General features: G+C 40.7%; 15 protein-coding genes and 13 tRNA genes. 23 read left to right on the forward strand and 5 right to left on the reverse strand.

Features of this window, described 5'->3' with window-relative positions; translation table 11 throughout:
* The first annotated feature begins 21 nt into the window (after positions 1-21).
* From HNR43_RS04980 to HNR43_RS05040, 13 genes are all read left to right on the forward strand, one after another.
* Positions 22-95 (forward strand) — tRNA-Arg (locus HNR43_RS04980).
* Between the two features lie 23 nt (positions 96-118).
* Positions 119-195, forward strand: a tRNA-Pro gene (locus HNR43_RS04985).
* A 7-nt stretch (positions 196-202) separates the two neighbouring features.
* A tRNA-Ala gene (locus tag HNR43_RS04990) sits at positions 203-278 on the forward strand.
* 12 nt (positions 279-290) lie between these two features.
* Positions 291-364 (forward strand) — tRNA-Met (locus HNR43_RS04995).
* 8 nt (positions 365-372) lie between these two features.
* A tRNA-Ile gene (locus tag HNR43_RS05000) sits at positions 373-449 on the forward strand.
* Positions 450-463: 14 nt separating this feature from the next.
* Positions 464-556, forward strand: a tRNA-Ser gene (locus HNR43_RS05005).
* 28 nt (positions 557-584) lie between these two features.
* Positions 585-657, forward strand: a tRNA-Thr gene (locus tag HNR43_RS05010).
* Positions 658-665: 8 nt separating this feature from the next.
* Positions 666-741 (forward strand) — tRNA-His (locus tag HNR43_RS05015).
* Between the two features lie 19 nt (positions 742-760).
* A tRNA-Gly gene (locus tag HNR43_RS05020) sits at positions 761-831 on the forward strand.
* Between the two features lie 5 nt (positions 832-836).
* Positions 837-910, forward strand: a tRNA-Ile gene (locus HNR43_RS05025).
* Positions 911-923: 13 nt separating this feature from the next.
* Positions 924-998 (forward strand) — tRNA-Asn (locus tag HNR43_RS05030).
* A gap of 3 nt (positions 999-1,001) precedes the next feature.
* A tRNA-Ser gene (locus HNR43_RS05035) sits at positions 1,002-1,093 on the forward strand.
* Between the two features lie 12 nt (positions 1,094-1,105).
* Positions 1,106-1,177 (forward strand) — tRNA-Glu (locus tag HNR43_RS05040).
* A gap of 191 nt (positions 1,178-1,368) precedes the next feature.
* On the opposite strand, the gene HNR43_RS05045 is transcribed toward HNR43_RS05040, so the two are convergent.
* Positions 1,369-2,349 (reverse strand): cation diffusion facilitator family transporter, encoded by a 981-nt coding sequence (locus tag HNR43_RS05045; RefSeq protein ID WP_183241827.1) that lies wholly within the window; start codon positions 2,347-2,349, stop codon positions 1,369-1,371.
* A 274-nt stretch (positions 2,350-2,623) separates the two neighbouring features.
* Between HNR43_RS05045 and glgB the strand changes: the two genes are divergently transcribed.
* The 5 genes from glgB to HNR43_RS05070 are packed head-to-tail and all read left to right on the forward strand — an operon-like array spanning position 2,624 to position 10,504.
* The gene (glgB, locus tag HNR43_RS05050) at positions 2,624-4,549 is read left to right on the forward strand and encodes a 1,4-alpha-glucan branching enzyme (RefSeq protein WP_183242125.1); all 1,926 of its coding nucleotides are present in this window, start codon (positions 2,624-2,626) and stop codon (positions 4,547-4,549) included.
* Positions 4,497-5,669, forward strand: a complete 1,173-nt coding sequence (locus HNR43_RS05055; protein ID WP_183241829.1) for a glucose-1-phosphate adenylyltransferase — start codon at positions 4,497-4,499, stop codon at positions 5,667-5,669. Before glgB ends, HNR43_RS05055 begins: the two co-directional genes overlap by 53 nt.
* Positions 5,657-6,679 carry a GlgC family sugar phosphate nucleotidyltransferase gene (locus tag HNR43_RS05060; protein WP_183241831.1) on the forward strand — a complete coding sequence of 341 codons (1,023 nt, stop codon included), beginning with the start codon at positions 5,657-5,659 and terminating at the stop codon, positions 6,677-6,679. The genes HNR43_RS05055 and HNR43_RS05060 overlap by 13 nt, the downstream gene beginning before the upstream one ends.
* Entirely contained in the window at positions 6,676-8,130 is a 1,455-nt protein-coding gene (gene glgA, locus HNR43_RS05065; protein WP_183241834.1) for a glycogen synthase GlgA, read from the forward strand. Before HNR43_RS05060 ends, glgA begins: the two co-directional genes overlap by 4 nt.
* On the forward strand, positions 8,117-10,504 hold the full coding sequence (locus HNR43_RS05070) for a glycogen/starch/alpha-glucan phosphorylase (RefSeq protein WP_183241836.1): 2,388 nt from the start codon (positions 8,117-8,119) through the stop codon (positions 10,502-10,504). The genes glgA and HNR43_RS05070 overlap by 14 nt, the downstream gene beginning before the upstream one ends.
* A 40-nt stretch (positions 10,505-10,544) precedes the next feature.
* Here HNR43_RS05070 and HNR43_RS05075 read toward each other — a convergent pair whose 3' ends face one another.
* Positions 10,545-11,276: a yteA family sporulation protein gene (locus HNR43_RS05075; RefSeq protein WP_183241838.1), complete on the reverse strand. Its 732-nt coding sequence runs from the start codon at positions 11,274-11,276 to the stop codon at positions 10,545-10,547.
* An 85-nt stretch (positions 11,277-11,361) separates the two neighbouring features.
* On the reverse strand, positions 11,362-12,297 hold the full coding sequence (locus tag HNR43_RS05080) for a 1,4-dihydroxy-2-naphthoate polyprenyltransferase (protein ID WP_183241840.1): 936 nt from the start codon (positions 12,295-12,297) through the stop codon (positions 11,362-11,364).
* A gap of 157 nt (positions 12,298-12,454) precedes the next feature.
* Between HNR43_RS05080 and HNR43_RS05085 the strand changes: the two genes are divergently transcribed.
* Genes HNR43_RS05085 through HNR43_RS05105 form a run of 5 tightly spaced genes read left to right on the forward strand, consistent with a single transcriptional unit; the run spans position 12,455 to position 18,669 of the window.
* A complete protein-coding gene (locus HNR43_RS05085) occupies positions 12,455-13,810 on the forward strand; it encodes an isochorismate synthase (protein WP_183241842.1) in 1,356 nt (451 codons plus the stop codon).
* A gap of 5 nt (positions 13,811-13,815) precedes the next feature.
* Positions 13,816-15,549 (forward strand): 2-succinyl-5-enolpyruvyl-6-hydroxy-3-cyclohexene-1-carboxylic-acid synthase, encoded by a 1,734-nt coding sequence (menD, locus tag HNR43_RS05090; RefSeq protein WP_183242127.1) that lies wholly within the window; start codon positions 13,816-13,818, stop codon positions 15,547-15,549.
* Positions 15,546-16,373 carry a 2-succinyl-6-hydroxy-2,4-cyclohexadiene-1-carboxylate synthase gene (gene menH, locus HNR43_RS05095; RefSeq protein WP_183241844.1) on the forward strand — a complete coding sequence of 276 codons (828 nt, stop codon included), beginning with the start codon at positions 15,546-15,548 and terminating at the stop codon, positions 16,371-16,373. The genes menD and menH overlap by 4 nt, the downstream gene beginning before the upstream one ends.
* Complete coding sequence (menB, locus tag HNR43_RS05100) at positions 16,363-17,181, forward strand: 1,4-dihydroxy-2-naphthoyl-CoA synthase (RefSeq protein WP_035048670.1); 819 nt, start codon at positions 16,363-16,365, stop codon at positions 17,179-17,181. Before menH ends, menB begins: the two co-directional genes overlap by 11 nt.
* Positions 17,182-17,238: 57 nt before the next feature.
* On the forward strand, positions 17,239-18,669 hold the full coding sequence (locus tag HNR43_RS05105; protein WP_183241846.1) for an o-succinylbenzoate--CoA ligase: 1,431 nt from the start codon (positions 17,239-17,241) through the stop codon (positions 18,667-18,669).
* Between the two features lie 20 nt (positions 18,670-18,689).
* On the opposite strand, the gene cydB is transcribed toward HNR43_RS05105, so the two are convergent.
* Together cydB and HNR43_RS05115 are read right to left on the reverse strand one after the other, a co-directional pair.
* A complete protein-coding gene (gene cydB, locus HNR43_RS05110) occupies positions 18,690-19,718 on the reverse strand; it encodes a cytochrome d ubiquinol oxidase subunit II (RefSeq protein ID WP_183241848.1) in 1,029 nt (342 codons plus the stop codon).
* Positions 19,708-21,057 carry a cytochrome ubiquinol oxidase subunit I gene (locus HNR43_RS05115; protein ID WP_183241850.1) on the reverse strand — a complete coding sequence of 450 codons (1,350 nt, stop codon included), beginning with the start codon at positions 21,055-21,057 and terminating at the stop codon, positions 19,708-19,710. The genes cydB and HNR43_RS05115 overlap by 11 nt, the downstream gene beginning before the upstream one ends.
* Positions 21,058-21,069: the final 12 nt, after the last annotated feature.

Genomic DNA, 21,069 nt, shown 5'->3' on the forward strand with positions numbered 1-21,069 from the left:
CCGGCCCTCGGCACTTTATATGCGCCCGTAGCTCAATTGGATAGAGCATCTGACTACGGATCAGAAGGTTAGGGGTTCGAATCCTCTCGGGCGCGTCATGTCTATATCATCATGAAGACGGGAAGTAGCTCAGCTTGGTAGAGCACATGGTTTGGGACCATGGGGTCGCAGGTTCAAATCCTGTCTTCCCGACCATTGTTAAGGGGCCTTAGCTCAGCTGGGAGAGCGCCTGCTTTGCACGCAGGAGGTCATCGGTTCGATCCCGATAGGCTCCACCATATATGTATAATGGCGGCGTAGCTCAGCTGGCTAGAGCGTACGGTTCATACCCGTAAGGTCGGGGGTTCGATTCCCTCCGCCGCTACTAGCTTAGGACCTTTAGCTCAGCTGGTTAGAGCAGACGGCTCATAACCGTCCGGTCGTAGGTTCGAGTCCTACAAGGTCCACCATATTCATATGATACGGAGGAGTACCCAAGTCTGGCTGAAGGGGTCGGTCTTGAAAACCGAGAGGCGTCGAAAGGCGCGCGGGGGTTCGAATCCCTCCTCCTCCGCCATATATAGTCTCATATTGCTTTTTGTTATGCCGGCTTAGCTCAATTGGTAGAGCAACTGACTTGTAATCAGTAGGTTGCGGGTTCAAGTCCTGCAGCCGGCATCATTGTGGCGGCTATGGCGAAGTGGTTAACGCACCAGATTGTGGCTCTGGCATTCGTGGGTTCGATTCCCACTAGTCGCCCCATAACATTAGTTTTTACTGTGCGGGTGTAGTTTAGTGGTAAAACCTCAGCCTTCCAAGCTGATGTCGTGGGTTCGATTCCCATCACCCGCTTACGTGGGCCTATAGCTCAGCTGGTTAGAGCGCACGCCTGATAAGCGTGAGGTCGGTGGTTCAAGTCCACTTAGGCCCATTATAATGTTTATTCCGCAGTAGCTCAGTGGTAGAGCACTCGGCTGTTAACCGAGCGGTCGTAGGTTCGAATCCTACCTGCGGAGCCATTTGGAGAAGTACCCAAGTGGCTGAAGGGGACGGTTTGCTAAACCGTTAGGTCGCGTTTTGCGGCGCGCGGGTTCAAATCCCGCCTTCTCCGCCATTTGCCACATATGGCCCGTTGGTCAAGTGGTTAAGACACCGCCCTTTCACGGCGGTAACACGGGTTCGAATCCCGTACGGGTCACTAATAAAAAGGACATCTCATGATAGGAGATGTCCTTTTTATATTTGTACAAAACCAGGAATTTGTTCTGCTTTGCTTTAAGAACAAATTGTAAAAAAGTATTACCATCCCCACATCATATTGACCCCAATGCTTCACTTTAACATGCTGATACATCGTTTTCATCTATAGAGCATAAAAAAGAAGAAACGCTACTCAATGTGAGTAACGTTTTTATATACTTCTTCTTCACCTATATGCATTTTATTTTTCCGTTCTAAAAATTTCTTTCCATACTCTCCGTGTTGATGAATAGATGGGTGTTCAACTTGAACTGTGACATGAGATAGATTGTATTGTTCTTTTAACATTTCATTAATTGCCAAAATGACACAAAATGGTTGAATGTGCTCATGAATGAGAACGTGTGCAGTTAAAGAATAATGATCTGTTGAAATGGACCATATATGCAATTCATGTACATCCTCAACGCCTTCAATAGATAGAATATCAGTTCGGATGCGTTCGATATCAAATTCGTGCGGAACTGCGTCCATTAAAATAAAATACGATTCTCGAACAATTTTTGCCCCACCTATAAAGATAATGCCCCCGATGACCATACTAATAAGCGGATCAAATATATATATTCCTGTAAAGTAAATTAAAATAGCTGAAATAATAACGCCGATAGAGCTGAGTAAGTCGCCAATAAAGTGCCATAACGCGCTTTTTACATTTAAATTTTCTTCTTCTTTCATACTCCGACTTAAAACGACTGTTAATACAAGATTAACGACAAATCCAATCGTCGCGATGGTTAACATGAAGGAAAATTGAATGGTTTCAGGATGAATGAAACGGCGAATTCCTTCGATGAAAATCCAAATAGCAATAATGACAAGCGCAAGTCCATTTAAAAATGAGGCGATAATTTCAAATCGTAAATAACCAAATGTAAATTTTTTATTCGGTGGACGAGAAGCTAAATAAATAGCCACCATACTTAGTCCTAATGCGACCACATCGGAAGCCATATGTGCTGAGTCTGATAATAAAGCAAGAGAATTAGATAAAATGCCCCCTATCACCTCTACAATTGTGAAAAAAGTTGTTAATAACAATGTCGTCCAAAGTGCTTTTTTTGACGTCGTCTGTACTTTCATATGCGGTAAATGATGAAAATCGTACATATAAACTCCCCTTATTATTTAAAATTAATATAAAAAAATATATATAATAATTACTATAAAATATTCTATATAATTATCAATTGATAATCAAGCGACAATTTTATGGACGTTCGTATTGATTTTCATTTCGTCATATTTATCATGTGAATTGTTGAACATTGTCGAAAAATATCTTAATTTTCTTACAGGAATTTTGTATGATGTAGTGTAATATATTCAGTACGGAATAATTTCTGTACCCTTTTAAGAAAGGAAGGATGAACATTTGCTAACGATGAGTCCAACCGATTTGCAGTTGCATTTATTTCACGAAGGCACGTTTTATAAAAGCTATCAGTTATTTGGGGCACATCTTATGAACCAAGATGAGAGAGTAGAAACCCGTTTTTGTGTATGGGCTCCACATGCCAAAAAAGTTCGGCTTGTTGGGACGTTTAACGATTGGAACGGGGAGGAGCATGAATTAACAAAAATAAACGACCAAGGAGTATGGATGATTGTTATCCCAGAAAATTTAGAAGGGCATTTATATAAATACGAAATTATAACAAAAGACGGACGCACTCTTCTTAAAGCAGATCCATATGCTTTTTATGCTGAAGAACGCCCCCAGACAGCCTCTATTGTATATCAGTTAAATGGATATAAATGGAACGACCAAGCGTGGCAAAGAAAAAAGAAGCGAAAACCTATTTATGAGCAACCGATGTTTATTTATGAAGTTCATCTTGGTACATGGAAAAAGAAAGAAGATGGACAATTTTATACATATGCGGAGATGGCAGATGAGTTAATTCCTTATGTTGTTGAGCATGGATTTACTCACATTGAATTATTACCGCTTATTGAGCACCCGCTCGATCGCTCATGGGGATATCAAGGAACAGGCTACTATGCTGCGACGAGTCGTTACGGAACGCCCCATGATCTGATGTATTTCATTGATCGCTGTCATCAAGAAGGAATTGGTGTCATTTTAGATTGGGTACCTGGACATTTTTGTAAAGACGCACATGGATTATATATGTTTGATGGTCAACCGACATATGAATATATGAATATGCAAGATCGGGAAAATATTGTGTGGGGAACAGCCAACTTTGATTTAGGAAAACCGGAAGTGCATAGCTTTTTAATTTCAAACGCTTTATTTTGGTTAGAGTATTACCATATTGACGGTTTTCGTGTTGATGCGGTTGCAAATATGCTTTATTGGCCAAATAGCGACGTGCTGCATCCAAACCCATATGCGATTTCATTTTTAAAAAAATTAAACGAAGTTGTGTTTGCTTTTGATTCAAACGTGTTAATGATTGCAGAAGATTCAACGGATTGGCCAAAAGTGACTGCACCGACGTACGATGATGGGTTAGGATTTAACTACAAATGGAATATGGGCTGGATGAATGATGTATTGAGTTATATGGAAACAAGCATGGATGAAAGAAAACATATGCATCATAAAATGACGTTTTCATTGTTATATGCTTATACGGAAAACTTTATTTTGCCTTTATCCCATGATGAAGTGGTGCACGGAAAAAAATCATTATTAAATAAAATGCCGGGCGATTATTGGGATAAATTTGCTCAACTTCGTCTACTTTATGGATATTTCATGACACATCCAGGAAAAAAACTATTGTTTATGGGGGGAGAGTTTGGGCAATTTGATGAATGGAAAGATTTAGAACAGCTCGATTGGGTGTTGTTTGATTTTGACATGCATCGCAAAATGGACGATTACGTGAAATCTCTCACGCATTTTTATAAAAAACAAAAAGCATTATATGAATGTGATCACGATCCAAATGGTTTTGAGTGGATTGATGTGAACAACGCTGAACAAAGTATTTTTTCTTTTATTCGGCGAGGTAAAAAAGAAGAAGATATGTTGATTGTTGTTTGTAATTTTACAAATGTCGTGTACGATGATTACAAAATTGGTGTGCCACTTCTTACGTCGTATCGAGAAGTATTCAATAGTGATGATGTCATGTACGGTGGTACCGGTCATATAAACAAAAAGCCGCTTGTCGCATATGAAGAACCATATCACGGAAAGCCACATCATATTCGGATGACGATTCCGCCGTATGCTATAACGATTTTGCGACCAACAAGAAGAAGAGAAGGGAAGGAAAGCCATGGTACGAAAAAAGTGCGTCGCTATGCTACTCGCAGGGGGACAAGGGAGTAGATTAAGTTCATTAACAAAAAATTTAGCTAAACCGGCTGTTCCGTTTGGAGGAAAGTATCGCATTATTGATTTTACATTAAGCAATTGCGCTAATTCCGGCATTGACACCGTTGGGGTGCTCACACAGTATCAGCCGCTAGAGTTAAATACGTATATTGGAATTGGAAGCGCATGGGACTTAGATCGGAAAAATGGAGGGGTAACTGTTCTCCCTCCATATGCCGAGTCGTCAGAAATGCGATGGTATAAAGGAACAGCAAATGCAATTTATCAAAATTTAAACTATTTAAAGCAGTATGATCCAGAGTATGTACTCATTCTTTCTGGCGATCATATTTACAAAATGAACTATGCAGATATGTTGCAATATCATATTGAGAAAAAGGCGGATGTGACGATTTCCGTTATTGAAGTACCATGGGAAGAAGCGAGCCGTTTTGGAATTATGAATACAAATGAAGATATGGAAATTATAGAGTTTGAAGAAAAACCGGCGCATCCGAAAAATAATTTAGCTTCGATGGGCATTTATATTTTTAAATGGTCTGTTTTGAAGGAATATTTGGAGATGGATAACCGAAATGATCGCTCGAGCCATGACTTCGGCAAAGATATTATTCCTTTGCTTATTGATGAAAAAAAGCGACTGATTGCTTATCCATTTAAAGGGTATTGGAAAGATGTTGGAACAGTAAAAAGTCTATGGGAAGCAAATATGGATTTACTCGCAGATACCCCGGCATTAAACTTATTCGATCATACGTGGCGCATTTATTCTGTAAATCCAAATGAGCCGCCGCAATATATTGCCCCATATGCGCAAGTAAAAGAGTCTTTAGTAAATGAAGGATGCATCGTTGAAGGAAATGTAGAACATTCTGTATTGTTCCAAGGAGTATACATTTCACAAGGTGCAACAGTAAAAGATTGCGTTGTTATGCCTAATGCAGTGATTGGGAGAAATGTATACATTGAAAAAGCGATTATCCCACCGAACATGGAAATTCCTGATGGGACGTTCATTTGCGGGAACCAGTCTGACGGAGAAGTCATTCTTGTGACAGAAGAGCTTTTGGGACATTTTTCTGAGAGAGAGGATGAGAAAACGTGGGAAAATTAATGCTTGGGGTCATTGATGCAACGACATATAAGCCAGAAATGAGTGATTTGACGCTTCAACGTTCCATCGCGGCTGTTCCGTTTGCTGGACGTTATCGATTAATTGATTTCGTGCTATCCAATATGGTTAACTCGGGAATTGGAAGTGTTGCTATTTTCCCGAAGTATCAATATCGCTCATTAATGGACCATCTTGGTTCGGGTAAAAACTGGGATTTGAATCGGAAACGTGATGGATTGTTTTTTTTTCCTTCGCCTGATCTCCCGATTTCTCATATTGGATCGTTTCAACATTTTCAACAGCATATTGACTATTTTTTGCGGAGTACACAAAAGTACGCTCTTATTTGTAACAGTTACACAGTGTGCAATATTGACTATGAGGAAGTGTTGCGCCGCCATATTACGAACGAGTGTGATATTACTCGTATATGTCATCGTGGTCAATCGCTTGACATGTTTATTTTAGAAACATCGTTGTTACTCGATTTGATCGCTAACCAACAAAGAAATCACTATCAAAGTATTGTTGATGTTGTTAATGATCAAACGAATGGACTAACAGTATGTGATTATGAATATGATGGATATGTTGCGGTCATTGATAGTATCGAAAGTTATTTTCATCATAGTTTAGAGCTTCTTCAACCAGACGTGTGGAAACAATTGTTCTTAAAAGGGAGACCGATTTATACAAAAGTAAAAGATGAACCACCGACAAAATATACATCGCATGCTTGCGTTCGGAATGCAATGATCGCGAACGGATGCGTCATTGAAGGGGAAATTGAAAATAGCATCATTTCAAGAGCCGTGAAAATCGGAAAAGGAACTGTTGTTCAAAACAGTGTCATTATGCAAAAAAGTCAAATTGGGGAAAATTGTCATCTTTCGTATGTAATCGTTGATAAAGATGCGCGGATTGGTGACGGGGTAAAATTAATTGGAACACCAAAAAAACCGATCGTCATTCGAAAAGGAACAATACAAGGAGCGCTGATGAAATCGTGAAAGTATTATTTGTCGTATCAGAATGTGTACCATTCGTAAAAACAGGCGGTTTAGCTGATGTGGCTGGCGCATTGCCAAAAGAGTTGAAAAAACTTGGGACAGACGTGCGCGTTATGTTACCGAAGTATGGATTGATCCCACAATATATGCGCCAAAAAATGAATAAAATTGCTGAACTTGTTGTTCGCGTTGGTTGGAGAAGACAATATTGTGGAATCGAACAATTAGAATATGAAGGAATTACATATTATTTTGTCGACAACGAGTATTACTTTAAGCGAGATTCATTGTATGGACATTACGATGACGGTGAGCGTTTTTCATATTTTTGTCGCGCTGTACTCGATTCCCTCCCGGTCATTGATTTTCAGCCGAATGTGATTCACTGCCATGATTGGCATACAGGTATGATTCCATTTTTGCTGCGTGAAGAATATATGAACAATTCATTTTACGCACGAATAAAAACCGTATTTACGATCCATAATTTACAATTTCAAGGCATTTTCCCGCGCGAAATTTTAGGCGACTTACTAAGTTTAAGCGACCGCTATTTTTCGATCGAACATTTAGAGTTTTATGGAAATGTCAGCTTTATGAAAGGAGCGCTTGTATCAGCGCATATGATTACAACGGTCAGCCCAACATATAAAGAGGAAATTCAAACGCCATATTATGGAGAGCGGCTTGACGGGTTATTGCGAGCAAGAAGTTCACATTTAGTTGGAATTTTAAATGGAATTGACGATGAAATATACAATCCGAAAAAAGATCCATATATTGCAGTGCCATACGATGTAACGACAATTGCGCGTAAAAGTATTAACAAACGAGCTCTCCAACAACATTTTTCATTGCCATCAGAAGAAGATGTTCCTGTTATTGCTATTGTTTCGCGGTTAACAAAACAAAAAGGATTAGATTTAGTGAAATGTGTATTTCACGAAATGATAGCAGAAAATATGCAAATGATTATCCTTGGAACAGGGGAATGGGAGTTTGAACATTTCTTTCATGAAATGGCGATGACATATCCTAATCGTGTGCGTGTATATATTGGTTTTTCGGAGCAGCTTGCACATCAAATTTATGCGGGGGCGGACATGTTTTTAATGCCATCTAAGTTTGAACCGTGTGGTCTCGGCCAAATGATTGCCATGCGTTATGGGGCTGTGCCAATCGTTCGGGAAACGGGTGGATTAAACGATACAGTGCAGCCGTTTAACGAATTTACGAAAGAAGGAACAGGGTTTACGTTTAAAAACTTTAATGCGCATGATATGTTATATACCATCCAGCGTGCCCGTTCATTTTATGAACAAAAAGAAATATGGGAAGGAATTATGAAACAGGCAATGAGTCGGGATTACAGTTGGGCAAAATCAGCGTTTAAATACAATCAACTATACGACGAACTAATGGCTGGGAGTGGCATCTATGTTCACGAATAAGGAAGAGTTTAAGCAAACGTTTTTGAAGCGGTTAGAAATGATGTATGGGAAGCGGTTTTGGGAATCGACTGTCCTTGATCAATACAATACGCTAGGGAATATGATTCGCGAGTATATTAGTAAGCATTGGATTCAAACGAATGAACGATACCGTGCCGAACATAAAAAGCAAGTATATTATTTGTCAATTGAATTTTTGTTAGGTCGTTTGCTAGGCAGTAATTTAATGAATCTCGGTATACGACAGGTTGTGGAAGAAGGTCTGAAAGAGCTAGGCATTGAGTTAGCTCATATTGAAGAAGTAGAGATAGATGCAGGTCTCGGAAACGGAGGGCTTGGTCGATTGGCTGCTTGTTTTTTAGACTCCCTTGCCTCTCTTGACTTACCTGGACATGGGCAAGGCATTCGATATAAGCACGGTTTATTTGATCAAAAAATAGTAAATGGTTATCAAGTCGAGCTCCCAGAACAATGGTTGCGTCACGGGAACGTCTGGGAAGTAAAAAAAGAAGATTTAGCGGTAGAGGTCAATTTTTGGGGGAAAGTGGAATGTTACGAACAAGATGGGCGTTTAACATTTCGACATTATGATGTCGAAAAAGTGATGGCTGTTCCTTACGATATGCCAGTCATCGGGTACGATACGACAACTGTTAACACGCTACGATTATGGAGTGCTGAACCCGCGAAATTTCCGCTTCATAAACATGTCATGCAGTATAAGCGAGAAACGGAAGCCATTTCTGAATTTTTATATCCGGACGATACGAACGATGAAGGAAAAATTTTAAGGCTAAAACAGCAATATTTTCTCGTTGCAGCCAGCCTTGGAAGTATTGTACGTGATTATAGACAACGATATGGTCATTTACAACATTTTCATCGGCACGTAGCTATTCATGTGAATGACACACATCCTGTGTTAGCCATTCCAGAGCTGATGAGAATTTTGTTAGATGAGGAAGGAATGGGATGGGACGAAGCGTGGCACATTACGACAAATACGATCTCTTATACAAATCATACAACATTGTCTGAAGCGTTGGAAAAATGGCCTATTTACATCTTCCAACCGTTATTGCCGCGAATTTATATGATTGTGGAAGAAATTAATGAACGGTTTTGTCGCGATTTATGGAATCGATATCCTGGTGATTGGAAAAGAATCGAGGAAATGGCCATTATCGCTCATGGGCTTGTCAAAATGGCCCATTTAGCCATTGTAGGAAGCTATAGTGTGAATGGTGTCGCGAAAATACACTCTGAAATTTTAAAGCATCGTGAAATGAAATTATTTTACGAATATTCTCCAGAAAAGTTTAATAATAAAACGAATGGGATTACACATCGCCGTTGGTTGTTGAAAGCAAACCCAGGGCTCACTTCTCTTATTACTGAGGCCATTGGGACAGAATGGATCAAGCAGCCTGAGCAGCTCATTCAACTAAAAAGATATGCAACCGATCATGCATTCCAAGAACAATTAGCAAAAGTGAAACATGACCATAAACAGAAGTTAGCCAAATATATTTACGAAAAAACAGGGGTGACTGTAGACGATTCATCGATTTTTGACGTACAAGTCAAACGCCTGCATGCGTATAAAAGGCAGTTATTAAATGTGTTGCACATTATGCATTTATATAACCGATTAAAAGAAGATGAGCATTTCGATATGCATCCACGAACGTTTATTTTTGGAGCTAAGGCATCTCCAGGATATCATTATGCGAAGCGCATTATTAAGTTAATCAATTCTGTCGCACAAAAAGTAAATAGCGACCAGCAAATTAACGGACGGTTAAAAGTTATTTTCTTAGAAAATTACCGTGTCTCGTTGGCAGAAAAAATTTTCCCTGCTGCTGATGTAAGTGAGCAAATTTCGACGGCTAGTAAAGAAGCATCAGGAACAGGAAACATGAAGTTTATGATGAATGGGGCCGTGACAATTGGGACGCTGGATGGAGCAAATATTGAAATTTTAGAACGTGTCGGTCATGACAATATGTTTATTTTTGGGTTGACGGCAGAAGAAGTGTTGCACTATTATGCAAACGGTGGATATCACTCGTATGAATATTATCATCATGATCAACGGATTCATCAAGTCGTAAATCAGCTCGTCAATGGCTTTTTTCCAGATGCGTACGATCATTTTGAACCGATTTACGATTCATTGCTTGCCCACAACGATCAATATTTTGTTTTACGCGATTTCGCATCGTATGCCGATGCCCAGCAACGGTTGGGAGTGGCGTATGAAAATCGGAGAAAATGGTTAGAAATGAGCGTGACGAATATCGCTTGTTCTGGATATTTCTCAAGCGATCGCACGATTGAAGAATACGCCCACGACATTTGGCATATTCGCTAATAAAAAATCAGTCCTGTAAGCATATGCTCACAGGACTTTCTTATGAAGTATAAGGATCTTTTTCGTAAGCTGGAAGATCACCAAGCGGAGACATTAATTGTTCGTCATCGAGCATTTGTTCATATTGTTCATGAATAATGTTTGGGTAAATTGTAATACCCGTTCCGTAAAGATCTGTTGCTGCAAATGTGTCAAGCGGTTCGACGTAACCGATTTGTTCTCCTGCATCGATATACATTCGATCATAGTGTACGGTATCTTCTTGAACATCTGAAGGTGTTTCTGATGTACCGAAACGAGCTACCTTTTGCCAGCTATCTTCAGCATCAAATGTTTCTATGTCTTCATGGACGACAAATTCGCCAAATGGAGGAGACAAAACGCTCTCTTCGATTGGGCGCTGTTGTGAAACAACTTGATCAGCACTATGCTGTTTACAAAACATCGTCGTTGGAATGGCTTCAAGACGTTCGAGAGGGATGGCTTCTCCACATATTTGGCAAATTCCGTACGTCCCATTTTCCATCGCTTGTAGCGCGCGTTCAATATCACGAAGCTCTCTTTCTGTATGTTCATTTAAAGCAATATCTTTTTCTCGTTCATATAGTTCTGTTCCGCTGTCGGCAGGGTGATTGTCATAATTCGATAATTCTCCAACCGAATCATGAGCAGATGTTCGCGTGAGACCGAAATGGTCATTTTGTCTTAACCGTTGCATGATTTGTCGCTTTTCTTGTAATAGCTGTTCACGCAAATTGGATAAGTGTTGCAATATAACCCCTCCTTTAATTCGACTATGCATAGTATGGACTAAAAAGAAAAAACCATAGCGTCAAGGCTATGGTTTTTCTTAACAATTATTGCATCCAATAATGAATAAATAGACCGACAACGAGTAAAAATCCGAATTGTGTATTCGTTTGAGCTGTTGCTTTCATTGCTGGCATCATGTCAATCGGTTTTGTTTTTCCAATGAATCCTTTTGTTGCTTGCCATGCTTTTGGAACACTTAAAAACACGAGCAATGTCCATGGCGAAATCGTTTTAACGAAAACAAGCAATACAACCCATAAAAACGATGTCACAAACATGCTACCTAATAACGAAATGGCACGTTTTCGACCGAGTAAAATGGCTAATGTTTTTCGACCGCTTTTTTTGTCCCCCTCTAAGTCGCGAATGTTATTGGCTAATAAAATAGCGCCGACTAGAATAGAGATGGGAACAGAAACAAGAATGGGCGTCGATGTAATTGTGCCCGTTTGAATAAAAAATGAAATTAAAATAATGGTAAGTCCCATAAAAAAGCCTGCTGCCAATTCACCAAATGGGGTATATGCGATCGGAACGGGTCCACCTGTGTAAAAATATCCTGCTGCCATGCAAATGGTACCGATCACCGCTAGCCACCAACTGCTATTGACGCAAATATAAACACCAAGTAGCATAGCAATAGCGAAAAAAGACCAAGCAAGTAGTAAAACCGTTTTTGGAGAGATACCATCGCGGACAATCGCTCCACCAATTCCGACGGATTCTGGTGTATCCAACCCACGTTTATAGTCGTAATATTCGTTAAACATATTTGTCGCTGCTTGGATAAATAATGATGCTACGAGCATGGCAAAAAATAAGGGGAAGTGAATCGGCGTTTCATCTACTGCAAGCACAGTACCAATGGACACAGGAACGAACGCTGCAGTAAGCGTATGTGGACGCAATAATCGCCACCAAACACGCCAGTCTCGTTTATAGTGAACCGTTTGAGTATTTGAACGTACTGGTGTTGGCATACTATTCTTCTCCTTTAAGTAAAATGTCGTTCACAATAAGTTTAGGGAAGTGGGGAAAATGTGTCAATGTCTTGACAATATAAATTGTTTCCTATCTCTAAAAAACAATATTATAATGAAAAAGGGACAAAAAGTTTAAGTATAGGCGTGATAAAAGGTGGTTACTTTATATCAAAACAAAGTTATTGACCAATTGCGTGATGTATTGAAGAAGAAACAGCATATGGTTAGTGTCACTATAAAAATGGAACAAATCGATCCGCTTGCTTTTTTTGCCGCGGGTGAAACGTTATTTTATGGACAACGTTTTTATTGGTCAGATTGCTTGTACGAACGAACGTTTGTTGGACTAGGTCATGCGCACGTTATAAAAAGCGAAGAAAAGACGAAAAAGCGGTTTCGTGAAGTTGAACGAGAATGGAAACAAATTGTAGAAGGCGCTTTCATCGAAGGCCAAGGACCACTGATGTTCGGAGGATTTTCCTTTGACCCGCTGAAACAGTCGGATGAACATTGGAGTGAATTTCCTTCTGCCCAATTTGTTGTACCTACATTCTTGTTAACGAAGCAGCGAGATGAAACATGGTTAACAGTTAATGTTGTTCATGAATCGCTCGGTCAGCTCGAAGAAATGATCGATTCCTTATTCCACATACGTGGTGAGAGTGAATGGCATCGTGCTGACGTTGTCGAAAAAGAGGAAGTCGCACGTGACCGATGGATCCGTGCTGTTCATCATGCAACCGATCTCATTCAAAGTGGAATGATTGAGAAAGTCGTTTTAGCACGTGAATTATTTCTTTCTTTTTCTCATCGAATTGATCGTTCTTATGTGTTACGTGCTTTACGAGAGCAACAACCGATGAGCTACATTTTTGCTTTTGAAAATGGCTCTACTTGCTTCATTGGGGCTTCTCCGGAGCAACTTGTAAGAAAGAACGGGCACATGTGTGAAACAGCTTGTTTGGCGGGATCAATTCGCCGTGGGCATACGATCAAAGAAGATGAAGAACTTGGACGTTGGTTGCTTCAAGACGATAAAAATCGCCGTGAACATGCATTTGTTGTCAACATGATTGAACAAGCGATGAATGAAGTATGCATGGAAGTCGTCGTTCCGAGTGAACCGACTCTCTTAAAAATGAGACATATTCAACATTTATATACACCCGTTCAGGCAAAAGCGAAAGAAGGAATCTCGATTTTTTCACTCGTTGAACGGCTTCATCCAACCCCTGCGCTTGGGGGATTTCCGAAGGAGAAGGCGGTACAGACGATTCGGGAGATTGAGCCGCTTGATCGCGGATGGTACGCTGCTCCAATCGGTTGGGTTGATGCGAATGGAAATGGAGAGTTTGCTGTAGCGATCCGATCCGCATTGCTTGGAGATAATGAGGCACACTTGTTTGCTGGGTGTGGCATTGTTGCTCATTCTGATCCACATAGTGAATATGAGGAAACGAATGTAAAGTTCAAGCCGATGTTATTAGCGTTAGAGGGGGGACGAGGGTGAGTGAAATGACGGTATATGTTGCAGCATTTGTTAACCAATTAGCTCATATGGGCGTTCAACAAGTTGTAATTAGTCCAGGATCTCGCTCTACCCCTCTTGCAATGGTCATGGCAGAACATCCGATGCTAAATATTCATGTTCATATTGACGAACGTTCTGCGGCTTTTTTTGCGTTAGGTATGGCGAAAGCTTCTGGAAAGCCTGTTGCTCTTGTTTGTACATCAGGAACAGCAGTAGCAAATTATTATCCAGCAATCGTTGAAGCTTATTATGCACGTGTTCCGCTCGTTGTGATTACAGCCGACCGTCCTCATGAACTACGTGATGTCGGCGCTCCACAAGCAATTGACCAGTTGCATATATACGGTTCGTATGTAAAATGGTTTGTTGATATGGCGCTTCCAGAAGAAAACGAGCGAATGCTTCGTTATGCAGAAATGGTCGCTGCTCGTGCAGTATGTGTTGCATCGTCTGTTCCAAAAGGGCCAGTTCATATTAATGTGCCTTTGCGTGAACCGCTCGTTCCGGAGATCGATAAGCCGTCGCTGTTTTCGCCATCTTCTTCGGCGCGCTCCGTGTACAAAGGAAACAAGCATCTTTGTGAAGAAATGATCGATGAGTTGTATGCGGAGTTGAGTGGTGTCGAAAAAGGGGTCATTATATGTGGAGATTTGCATATCGAAGGGTTTTCTGACGCAGTTGTGAAGTTAGCAGAAGCATTGCAATACCCCATTTTAGCAGACCCTCTTTCTCCGTTGCGAACAGGTACACATGGGAAACAAGTTATTATTGAATCGTATGATGCAATGTTAAAAAATGAAGTGTTTGCGAATCAATTTGTTCCGGATGTTGTTATTCGTTTCGGAGCGATGCCTATATCAAAATCGCTTTATATTTGGTTGCAGGAGCATAAACAAATCAAACAGATGGTTGTCGATGAAGCTGGGCAATGGCGTGATCCAACGTTGTCGCTTCAAGTACTGATAGAAGCGAATGAGGTTCAATTTTGTTATGATTTGGCTCAACGTGCTTCAAACTCCTTTCGTTCGACGCAATGGATAAGACAGTGGCAACACATGAATGAACGTGCAAAACGAATTTTGTTGAAAGCAGAAGAAGAAATGGATATGTTTGAAGGGAAAATATTTATTGAACTTGCTCAGCTACTACCAGATGAAGCAACGCTTTACGTTGGGAATAGCATGCCCATTCGTGATGCAGATACGTTCTTTATGTCATCGCATAAACGAATTCGCTTACTAGCGAACCGCGGGGCAAACGGGATCGATGGGGTTGTATCTAGCGCTCTTGGAGCAAGTTACGTTGCTCAACCACTTGTGCTAGTGATTGGAGACTTGTCATTTTATCACGATTTAAACGGTTTGCTGGCAGCGAAATTACAAAATTTACATGCGACAATCATCGTACTAAACAATAACGGCGGAGGTATTTTTTCCTTCTTGCCACAAGCGAATGAGCCAAAGCATTTTGAGCTGTTATTTGGCACGCCGACACATTTATCATTTCAGCATGTTGTCGACATGTATAATGGGCATTATGAAAAAGTAGAGACGTGGGAACATTTTCGACGGGCAGTGACGCACGCCCTTTCACGGCCGACATTAAATGTCATTGAAGTTCCGACATCACGTGAATATAATGTCAAAATTCACCGGAAATTGTGGAAAGATGTTTCCCAGGAAATGTCCAACTTGTTGAATAAAGGGGAATGGGCATGAAGTTTGTCGTTCAAGGGCAAACGTATTATGTAGAAATGTATGGAAGTGGACAACCGCTGTTGTTACTACACGGATTTACCGGTAGCTGCCAAACGTGGCATCCGTTTATTTCAACTTGGAGCCGACATATGCAATGCGTCGCCATTGACATTCTCGGTCACGGACGAACGGATGCTCCTTCGGCTGTACAGCGATATAACATCGAGATCATCGCAAAAGATATTGCTATGTTATTTGAACAATTAGAAATAAAAAAAGCGCATATATTAGGATATTCCATGGGGGGGCGACTTGCGCTCACATTTGCGATTCGTTATCCACAGTACGTTCGAACACTCATATTGGAAAGTAGTTCTCCCGGTCTAAAAACGGAAAAAGAAAGAATGAAACGTCGCGAAGAAGATGAACGATTAGCACAGTTTATTGAAAAACATGGCGTCGCTTCTTTTGTTGATCACTGGGAGAACATTCCGTTATTTTCTTCTCTTCAACGGTTACCAAAAAATATGCAACAAATGTTGCGAGAAGAACGATTACAACATACAGCGATTGGATTAGCCAACAGTTTACGAGGAATGGGGACAGGCGCACAACCTTCTTGGTGGGAGACGTTGCATCAATTACATATGCCAACATTGTTGATTTGTGGAGAAGACGATGAAAAGTTTTGTCGAATTGCGTCAGAAATGGTACAATTATTACCAAACGGAACGCTCATTACCGTTCCGCATGCCGGGCATGTTGTGCATATGGAGCAGCGTGAGCGTTTTGGTACGCTTGTTCAACAATTTGTGTTAAGAGGAGGTTTATTGCATGGCGATTGAATGGGTAAAAGAGAGGGAATATGAAGATATTTTGTACGAAACGTACAATGGAATCGCAAAAATTACAATTAATCGTCCCGAAGTACATAATGCATTTCGTCCAAAGACGGTCATGGAATTAATTGATGCGTTTGCGTATGCGCGTGACGATGCAAATATCGGTGTCATCATTTTAACAGGAGCAGGCGGCAAAGCGTTTTGCTCGGGTGGCGATCAAAAAGTGCGAGGACATGGTGGATATGTGGGGGACGATCAAATCCCACGCTTAAACGTATTAGACTTGCAACGTTTAATTCGTGTCATTCCGAAGCCTGTCATTGCGATGGTTGCAGGTTATGCGATTGGCGGTGGCCACGTGCTACACGTCGTTTGTGATTTAACGATTGCAGCAGACAATGCGATTTTTGGTCAAACAGGTCCGAAAGTCGGTAGCTTTGATGGAGGATATGGAGCAGGTTATTTAGCACGCATTGTCGGTCATAAAAAAGCGCGTGAAATTTGGTATTTATGTCGTCAATACAATGCCCAAGAGGCCTTAGAAATGGGATTAGTCAATAAAGTTGTTCCGCTTGAACAGTTAGAGGAAGAAACGGTAAAATGGGCGGAAGAAATTTTAGAGAAAAGCCCGACAGCTATTCGTTTCTTAAAAGCCGCGTTCAACGCTGATACTGATGGATTGGCAGGTATTCAACAACTTGCTGGAGATGCGACGCTTCTTTACTATACGACAGATGAAGCAAAAGAAGGGCGCGATGCATTTAAAGAAAAACGGAAACCGGACTTTAAGCAGTTTCCACGTTTTCCGTAAAAATAACAACAGCTTGATGTATGCACATCAAGCTGTTTTTTTGAAGGTGGTGTGAAGATGATCCCAAATTGGTTACGTCAACGTGCATATTTAACTCCGAATCGTGTAGCGCTATATGATGATACGCAAGCGATTTCATTTGCTGAGCTCCATGAGCGGGCGGTAAAGCGGGCAAGGCAATTTGTTTATCTCGGTGTAAAAAAAGGCGATATTGTAGCTATCTTAATGAAAAATAGTATACATATGGTCGAAGCCATTCATGCGCTTCATTATGTTGGAGCGATTGTTTTGTTACAAAACGTACGCTTATCAATAGAAGAAATAAAGTGGCAATTGGATCATAGTGGAGCGCGTTTCGTCATTTGTGATGAGCCATTTCCAGATGAACGAGCAATTGAATGGAACGAATTTATGACATTCGGTGAACGAGATGGAGAATGGCAAACGATGTATAGTTTGGACGATGTAGCGACCATTATGTATACATCAGGGACGACAGGAAAACCAAAAGGTGTTATGCAAACGTATGGAAATCATTGGTGGAGTGCAATTGGTTCGGCTTTAAACCTTGGATTGAATGAAAATGATTGTTGGCTTGCGGCTGTTCCGTTTTTTCATGTTAGTGGTTTGTCGATTTTAATGCGGAGTGTCATTTATGGCATGGGGATTTATATTATGCCATCGTTTGATGCGGAACGCGTCAACGAGCTGATTTACCAAGGGAAAATTACGATGATGTCCGCTGTCAGCACCATGGTGCAACAAATGACTCAACAACTAAATGAGCCGTATCCTTCGTCATTTCGCTGTATGCTCGTGGGAGGAGGACCAGTCTCGCAGCCATTATTGCAATCGTGTGCCGACTGGAATATACCTGTATATCAAACGTATGGTATGACAGAAACCGCTTCCCAAGTGGCTACATTACCTCCAGATGCTCGTCATAAACATGGTTCAGCAGGAAAACCTCTGTTTCATATGAGCATTCGCATCGAAAAAGACGGACGGCAACTGAATGCAAATGAAGTAGGAGAGATTGTTGTAAAAGGTCCGAGTGTCATGAAAGGGTATTGGCAAAATGAAAAGGAAACGAATGCAGTTTTAAAAGATGGTTGGTTATATACAGGAGATATTGGGTATATGGACGAAGAAGGATTTTTATATGTACTTGACCGTCGTTCAGATTTAATTATTTCTGGGGGAGAAAATGTATATCCTGCTGAAATTGAGTCGGTACTTTTGGAACATAAGGCAGTAAAAGAAGCAGGTGTCATTGGAGTTGCCGATGAAACATGGGGACAAGTACCGCATGCCTTTGTTGTATTACATGACCAAACAGCAACGGAAGAACAATTAAAGTTGTTTTGTATGAGTAAATTGGCTAAATATAAAGTTCCAAAGCGAATTTATATCGTTGACCATCTGCCGCGCAATGCTACAAACAAACTGATGCGCCATAAGCTAAAAACATGGGTAGAGGAGGCGTAACAAGCCTCCTCTTTCTACATTTATTGATATCCTTTTGCTGTTTCTTTCGTAATTTTTTCTTTGAACAGTTTATAACTCCAAAGTTGATAGCCCACGACGATCGGTACCATGACAATAGCGACGCCGAGCATAATTTTTAAGTTCAATTCACTTCCTGCTGCTTCAAAAAGCGTCGTGCTATATTCATCGTTGATGCGCGAAGGAAGCATGTTCGGAAACATGCCGATAAAACCGGTGGCCATGAGCGTGAAAATGGTTAAGCAAATGTTTGTGAACGCAAGTCCAATTCGTCTTTGCCAGACGAACAATAGCATGAGCAATGCACATACAAAAGCTAGTGCTGGTACAATCCAAAGAATTGGTGTTTTCGTAAAGTTGTTAAATAGCGGCGTACGATTGCTCGTTGCAACGAAGAAAAGAGATAATACGACCGTTGCAACAACGGAAGCTGGACGGGCCACTTTATAGGCACGTTCCACTACTTCTCCAACCGTTTTTAGCATCACCCAAAGAGCACCAGAGACAACAAATAAGCTAATAAATAATAAGCCACCTAAAAGACCGTACGGATGAAGCAAGCTAAAAAACGTTCCTTCATATCCGGATGGACCAATTTTTAAGCCGTAAAACAAATTCGCAAATGCAACGCCAAATAAAAGTGCTAAAGCAAAACTGCTAATTGTAAATGCCCATTTCCAGCTTTTTTGCCAAAGAGGTGAATCGTCTTTATGCATAAATTCTAATCCAGCTGCACGGAAAAAGAGCGCGAATAAAATGAGCATCATCGGCGTATATAAGAAGCTAAATAAGTCAGCGTAAACAGCTGGAAACGCAGCAAACGTCGCCCCTCCAGCTGTAATTAACCAGACTTCATTTCCGCCCCAAAACGGTCCAACCGCTTCTTGGAGTTGATTTCGCTCTTGACGGTTTCTCGCTAAAAACGGAAACAACATGCCTGTTCCGAGCGTATATCCATCTAACACAAAGTATATCGTCCAAATGAGTCCCCATAGTCCGAACCAAATAATCGCCACTGTTTCATGAGACATGTTGAATTTCCCCACCTTTCGTAGCCGTGGATGTGTACGGTCCTTTTTTCGCATACTTTAACATTAAGTACACGTCTGCAATAAGCAAAATGGTGTAAAACAAAACTAAGCTGACGAGGGAGAAAACAATTTGTGAAAGAGAAATAGGTGATACGGCTTCAGCTGTGCGCATTAATCCATATACCGTCCACGGTTGACGTCCGACTTCCGCAACGACCCAGCCAGCGTTGATAGCGACATACGGCAGTAACACAGAATACATCACAAGTTTTAGGAAACGTCGTGATTCCACTAATTTATTTTTGCGATATAAGTAAAATCCGTACCAAAATAGAGCGACAAAATATAAACCGAGTGCGACCATTAAACGAAATGAATAAAAGACGATGTTAACATTTGGACGTTCATCTTTTGGAATTTGATCAAATCCAACGACTTTTCCATCAAACGAATGTGTGTAAAAATAGCTACCGAGCTTTGGAATTGTTAAAAATTCAACGATATTTCGCTCATTTTCTGGGTCGGGAATTTGAATAATGTGAAATGGTAAACTTTCTTTTGTTTCCCAAACCGCTTCAAGCGCTGCACCTTTAGCTGGTTGCATTTTTGCTGCAAACGATGCTGATTTATGACCAATAAATGGTGTCGCTGTTGCTGCGATTAGTCCTAAAATGAGTCCGTATTTAAACGATTTTTTGAAAAACTCGACATGTTGTTTACGCAATAAATGCCATGCGCTAACCGCCATGACAAAAAATGCCCCAACGATATAACAGCTGACAACAGTGTGTACAAACATATGCCAAGCATATGGGTTTGTTACAACTTCCCAAAAGTTTTGTAGTTCGATACGTCCATTTCTTTCAATATATCCAACCGGATTTTGCATAAAACCGTTTGCTGTAATAATCCAAAGTGCTGAAATGTTTGTACCGATTGCAACCATCCAAATTGAAAAGGCACGAAGTTTCGGTGAAATTTTATCTTTTCCGAACAGCCAAATGCCCATAAATGTTGATTCTAAAAAGAAAGCAACGAGCGCTTCAATGGCGAGAGGAGATCCGAAAATATCCCCCATATATTTCGAATACTCAGACCAGTTTGTTCCGAATTGAAATTCCATCGTGATACCTGTGACTACACCGAGAACGAAGTTAATGGCAAATAGTTTCCCCCAAAAGTCTGCCATTTGTCGATAAAGCGGATTTTTTGTTCGCACATGTTGCGTTTCCATCCACGCAATTAAAACAATAAGCCCAATGGTTAACGGAACGAATAAAAAGTGATAGAAAACTGTAATTGCAAATTGAAAACGGCTTAACAAAAGCACATCGCTCATAAGTCCCCCTCC

It is taken from the genome of Anoxybacillus mongoliensis (assembly GCF_014201515.1).
Classification (GTDB): Bacteria; Bacillota; Bacilli; order Bacillales; family Anoxybacillaceae; genus Anoxybacillus; species Anoxybacillus mongoliensis.

Bases quoted from the DNA above. Each gene is read 5' to 3' on its own strand.
- HNR43_RS05045 (WP_183241827.1), bottom strand. From the start codon at position 2,349: ATGTACGATTTTCATCATTTACCGCATATGAAAGTACAGACGACGTCA.
- glgB (WP_183242125.1), top strand. From the start codon at position 2,624: ATGAGTCCAACCGATTTGCAGTTGCATTTATTTCACGAAGGCACGTTT.
- HNR43_RS05115 (WP_183241850.1), bottom strand. From the start codon at position 21,057: ATGAGCGATGTGCTTTTGTTAAGCCGTTTTCAATTTGCAATTACAGTT.
- cydB (WP_183241848.1), bottom strand. From the start codon at position 19,718: ATGTCTCATGAAACAGTGGCGATTATTTGGTTCGGACTATGGGGACTC.
- HNR43_RS05070 (WP_183241836.1), top strand. From the start codon at position 8,117: ATGTTCACGAATAAGGAAGAGTTTAAGCAAACGTTTTTGAAGCGGTTA.
- menD (WP_183242127.1), top strand. From the start codon at position 13,816: ATGACGGTATATGTTGCAGCATTTGTTAACCAATTAGCTCATATGGGC.
- HNR43_RS05105 (WP_183241846.1), top strand. From the start codon at position 17,239: ATGATCCCAAATTGGTTACGTCAACGTGCATATTTAACTCCGAATCGT.
- HNR43_RS05055 (WP_183241829.1), top strand. From the start codon at position 4,497: ATGGTACGAAAAAAGTGCGTCGCTATGCTACTCGCAGGGGGACAAGGG.
- menB (WP_035048670.1), top strand. From the start codon at position 16,363: ATGGCGATTGAATGGGTAAAAGAGAGGGAATATGAAGATATTTTGTAC.
- HNR43_RS05080 (WP_183241840.1), bottom strand. From the start codon at position 12,297: ATGCCAACACCAGTACGTTCAAATACTCAAACGGTTCACTATAAACGA.
- menH (WP_183241844.1), top strand. From the start codon at position 15,546: ATGAAGTTTGTCGTTCAAGGGCAAACGTATTATGTAGAAATGTATGGA.